Genomic DNA, 4,014 nt, shown 5'->3' with positions numbered 1-4,014 from the left:
GCAGGTACACAACAAGCATCGTTTTATGCAGCTGCAAGCGGCAGGCTCCATGTTGAGGGTATGGCCTTTTTTATACAGTGGTTTAATGATGCAGTAACTATCGCCCTTAAAAAATAAACAGGAGGAATTATGGCTATAAATGGTGGCCACTTAATAGGAAAGTACTTGTCAAAGCGCAATGTACAGTTTGCATTTGGCATATCCGGTGGGCATATTGAAGCTCTGCTTGATGGATTGCAGCAGTATGGTATCAGGTCAATTGATGTACGGCATGAGCAAGCTGCGGTAATGATGGCTCATGCAGTAGCAGTATATACAGGCAATCCCGGTGTGTGCTTTTTAACTGCAGGGCCAGGATTTACCAATGGCATCACCGGTATTGCAAATGCCTCGTTGGATAATGCGCCGGTTGTGGTTTTGTGTGGACGTCATCCTCTGCGCGATGACCACAAAGGTGCATTGCAAGAGATGAATCAACTTGATGTGGTAAAGCCCCTGGTAAAATGGTGTGCAACATGCTACGATACAAAGCGCATTCCTGAGTATCTGGATCTGGCATTCAGGCATGCAACATGTGGAAGACCAGGGCCTGTATTTTTGGAACTGCCACCGGATGTATTGAGCAAGTCAGTTGAAGATTTTGAATTTATGCCCAGCGTTGATACATTTACTTCTCTCCCTGATTCCTCATATCTTTATAAAGCTTCGGAAATTATCAACAGTGCACAAAGGCCCCTTTTTATTGGTGGGACAGGAATTGGCTACAGCAACTGTACACTTGAGTTACAGGCATTTATAGAAAAAACCGGCATTCCGTTTATATTGCTTAATGGAGGGCGCGGAGTTCTTCCTGACAATCATCCACAATCAATCTGGAACATTGGTAACGTTGGCTTAATGATGACCATGTCACAGGCTGATGTCATTGTTGCAGCAGGCATTCGCTTTAACTGGCTCTTTCAGTCAGGTGCAATTATCCCGCCAACCACTAAAGTTGTGCGCATTGATATTGAACCAACCGAAATCAACCGTAATCGCATTGCAGATGTTGGGCTTGTGGGCGATGCAGGTGCAACGCTGAAAGCACTCCTGCCCCTGGTTGAACAAAAAAGCCATGCGCAATGGATTGACGCGCTTACGCAGGCGGGATATGCATTTATTGACAGCGAAATTAAATTGCGCCAAAAGCCTTCTGACCCAATTCATCCTATACGGCTTGTTGCAAAGATACAGGAGGTCTTTGGCACCGATGCGCTGTATGTGGTTGATGGTGGCGATACTACCTACTTTGGGCTTGTAGGATTTCAGTCTAAACACAAAGCAGGGGTGCTGTCACAATCAGCAGGATTGTTAGGTTGCCTGGGGGCTGGCATACCGTTTGCTATTGCAGCCAAACTGGTTCATCCCGACAAGCAGGTGGTGGTATTAAACGGCGATGGATCATTTGGGTTTAACGGCTTTGAATTTGATACCGCAGTGCGTCACAATGTGCCTTTTATTTGCGTGGTGAACAATGACTGCGCATGGGGAATGATTAAGCACAGTCAGGAACTATCAATTGGCAAAGAGCGTACAACCTGTGCGGAACTTGGACTTAGACGCTACGAAAAGATTGTTGAAGGTATGGGTGGATACGGCGAATTTGTTGAAAAGGATGAGGCGATAGCTCCTGCGCTCATCCGCGCAAAGGAAAGCGGCAAACCTGCATGTGTGAATGTGCTCACTGACCCAACAGTGACAAGCCCTGCAACGCTTTTGTTTTATCAGTCGTTAAAGTTTGATTGAAGATCCTATATGATTATCGGTGACATTACAATTAAACTTACCCCTATTTTTAAACACTATAATGTTGTGTTTGCATATTTATTTGGTTCAACGGCAAAAAACGAACTATCGCCATCAAGTGATATTGATATTGCAGTCTATTTAAAAAACGGATATCCACAAAAGTTATTTGATACACTGCTTTCAATTCATCTTGATACCTGCAGAGCTTTGAAAGCAAATGACGTTGACATTGTTGTCCTTAATGCAAATTACAACTTAATGCTCATTGATGAGATTATCCGAAATGGAATACTGCTTTATGATGCTGATCCACCACTGCGCGAAGAATTTGAATTGAAAATGATTCATGCAGCTATTGACTTCAAAACTCAGCGTTTTATCACAATTGGAGTGTAATGGAACGAATACTATACAAAATTGGAAAAATTAGAGAATATCTATCAATTATACATTCAATAAAAGACGATTGCAATAATCGCTTTACCAGCGATCCTATTTATAAAGGAGCATTGCTTCATTACCTCTATCTTTTATCAGATTCTTGCATTACTTTGGCTGAGCTTGTTATTAAATACAAAAAATTGCGCATTCCTCAAACATACTACGAAGCCATCGACATATTGGGCGAAAACAATATAATAGACCCTGTATTTGCCCATTCGTTTGCCAAAATTGCAGGATTTAGAAATTATTTAGCCCACGATTATGAACAGATAAATCCATTTATAATCTGTAACGAAATTTTAAATAAACTTCAAGATATTGAAAGCTATCTATCTCAAATTGAAAATTCATTAGGAATAAGCTTTTATAAATAATAAAATATTTTTTTTTCTTAAGGAAAAAAAATGAAAGCACTGCAATTTAATGTCACAGTCCCACAATGGATAGCCCTGAAAGCCGTAGGAGCTTTTTCCAAATCCGTGTTTTACAAAAGCCCAATTGGCACTCTAAAATTAGTCGATATCCCAAAGCCAAAGCCCATGGATAAAAACTGGGCAATAGTAAAAACAACATATTGCGGATTTTGCGGGAGCGACTATAACCTGATACAACTTCACGATTCGCCTATGGCTTCGCCATTCACCTCGTTCCCATGTGTCATTGGACATGAGGTATGTGGTACAGTAGAAGAGCCCGGTGCTACTGGCTTTAAAAGGGGACAGCGCGTTGTCATAAATCCAATGCTTTCCTGTGTAGTACGAAAGCTCCCGCTATGCCATGCCTGTAAGATTGGAAGGCCTGCAAACTGCGAAAATTTTGCAAAAGGGACTATTGCACCAGGGATGTTTACTGGAATCTGTAAAGATGCAAACGGTGGTTTTGCTGAATATCTGCCTGCACACCGAACACAGCTTTTTGCTATACCACAAAATGTAAGCATGAAAGCAGCTGTATTGGTTGAGCCATTCAGCGTGGCACTCCAGGCATTGTATGACAATAAACCAGAAAATACTGATACAATATGCATCATTGGATGTGGCGTAATAGGACTTATGCTTATCCGTGCACTCAGAGCTTTGAACATAAAATCTACTGTAGCTATTATTGAACCTTCTGCCTTCCACCAAGAAAAGGCTATTGAATATGGAGCTAATGTAGTGCTACACAATGATACTCACGTAGCTCAATACACCAATGCTGAAATNTACAAACCCATGATGGGACCATCAATTATGCAGGGAGGCTTTGATAAGGTATTTGATACCGTAGGTACATCAAAAACATTTTCTATGGCATTAAACATTACGCGCGCTGGGGGTGTCGTAAGTCTAGTTGGAATTACCGCTCATCTTTCTTTTGATCCAACACCACTATGGCTCAAACTTATCACTGTCAAAGGTGTATACGGTTATGGGTACATAAAAGAAGGTGGTAGGCAAAAGCATATCTTTGAAAAATCATTGGAATTTATGAAGAAAATACCTGATATAGAATCAATGGTCACGCACACTTTTAGCATTGAGCAATACAAAAAAATGATAGAGGTTAATGCCAACAAAGGAGCACATAAGGCTATAAAAACTGTTGTGGAGTTTACTGATTAAAACGATAGCATATGCGAGCAATTATGTTTATAACCATCAATAAGCAATCTTCATACTTAAAACTTGATGGTAAAAACAGTAACAGTACTATCTGAAATCATACCCTTTCCCACTCAAACTCAATTAAAGTTTTTTCTTCTTTGCTAAAACTCATCCCTACTACATATACCTCCCTGTA

The 4,014-nt window shown here is 40.8% G+C and carries 4 protein-coding genes; all 4 read left to right on the top strand.

The window, feature by feature from the left end:
* Window positions 1–129 precede the first annotated feature (129 nt).
* The 4 genes from N3F66_06795 to N3F66_06780 are packed head-to-tail and all read left to right on the top strand — an operon-like array spanning window position 130 to window position 3,836.
* The gene (locus tag N3F66_06795) at window positions 130–1,785 is read left to right on the top strand and encodes a thiamine pyrophosphate-binding protein (protein MCX8123857.1); all 1,656 of its coding nucleotides are present in this window, start codon (window positions 130–132) and stop codon (window positions 1,783–1,785) included.
* Between the two features lie 9 nt (window positions 1,786–1,794).
* The gene (locus N3F66_06790; GenBank protein MCX8123856.1) at window positions 1,795–2,184 is read left to right on the top strand and encodes a nucleotidyltransferase domain-containing protein; all 390 of its coding nucleotides are present in this window, start codon (window positions 1,795–1,797) and stop codon (window positions 2,182–2,184) included.
* Complete coding sequence (locus N3F66_06785) at window positions 2,184–2,606, top strand: DUF86 domain-containing protein (GenBank protein ID MCX8123855.1); 423 nt, start codon at window positions 2,184–2,186, stop codon at window positions 2,604–2,606. The genes N3F66_06790 and N3F66_06785 overlap by 1 nt, the downstream gene beginning before the upstream one ends.
* Before the next feature lie 30 nt (window positions 2,607–2,636).
* Window positions 2,637–3,836 (top strand): alcohol dehydrogenase catalytic domain-containing protein, encoded by a 1,200-nt coding sequence (locus N3F66_06780; protein MCX8123854.1) that lies wholly within the window; start codon window positions 2,637–2,639, stop codon window positions 3,834–3,836.
* Window positions 3,837–4,014: the final 178 nt, after the last annotated feature.

It is taken from the genome of Spirochaetota bacterium, from assembly GCA_026414805.1.
GTDB lineage: Bacteria > Spirochaetota > UBA4802 > UBA4802 > UB4802 > UBA4802.
Note: the sequence above shows the minus strand (reverse complement) of the source record. Positions and strands in the feature narration are given on the sequence as shown.

Excerpts from the sequence above, each read along its gene's own strand:
- N3F66_06790 (MCX8123856.1), top strand. The coding sequence starts at position 1,795 with ATGATTATCGGTGACATTACAATTAAACTTACCCCTATTTTTAAACAC.
- N3F66_06795 (MCX8123857.1), top strand. The coding sequence starts at position 130 with ATGGCTATAAATGGTGGCCACTTAATAGGAAAGTACTTGTCAAAGCGC.
- N3F66_06785 (MCX8123855.1), top strand. The coding sequence starts at position 2,184 with ATGGAACGAATACTATACAAAATTGGAAAAATTAGAGAATATCTATCA.